2 protein-coding genes are annotated in these 559 nt (G+C 72.1%); both read left to right on the top strand.

The features are described from left to right. The first annotated feature begins 1 nt into the window (after window position 1). Window positions 2-376, top strand: coding sequence for a roadblock/LC7 domain-containing protein (locus J0695_RS42650; protein WP_307798916.1), 375 nt, complete (start codon window positions 2-4; stop codon window positions 374-376). Continuing rightward, window positions 373-559: DUF742 domain-containing protein (locus tag J0695_RS42645; RefSeq protein ID WP_372445950.1), on the top strand; the 187-nt coding region annotated here is incomplete at its 3' end. The genes J0695_RS42650 and J0695_RS42645, both read left to right, overlap by 4 nt.

Below are 559 nucleotides of genomic sequence, written 5' to 3'. Positions count from 1 at the left end.
GGTGGCCGAGACCCTGAACGCCGTACTGCTCTCCGCCGACGGCCTGGTGGTGAGCCATTCGCGCACCGTCGAGCGCGCCGACGCGGAGCGGCTGGCCGCCATCTGCACCGGGCAGCAGCGCCTGGCCCGCGGTGTCGGGCAGCTCTTCAACGGCGGCGGCGTGCACCAGGTGATCGTCGAGCTGTCGGACCTGTGGCTCTTCATCATCTCGGCGGCCCAGGGAACGCATCTGGCCGTCGTCGCCTCCCAGGAGGTGGATGCCGAGATCATGTCGCTGGCCATGCACAACCTCGTCCAGCAGGTCGGCCAGAAGCTCAGCACCCCGGTGCGCGGTGACTTCGACGCCTTCGGCGGCGGGGACGGGCCGCACGCGTGACCCCGCACTGGGAGGACGAGGAGCCGGAGGAGGACGGCGCGGGCACCATGGTGCGCCCCTACACCATCACCCGTGGCCGGACCGCCCCCGAGCGGGACGACTTCACCCTCATCACCGTGCTGACGACCGCACACGACCCGCGGGACGAACACGGCTCAGCGGCCCGGCCCCGCCGCCGAAGGC

It is taken from the genome of Streptomyces beijiangensis (genome assembly GCF_017315755.1).
Taxonomy (GTDB): domain Bacteria; phylum Actinomycetota; class Actinomycetes; order Streptomycetales; family Streptomycetaceae; genus Streptomyces; species Streptomyces beijiangensis.
This window is presented reverse-complemented; position numbering and strand designations above follow the sequence as displayed.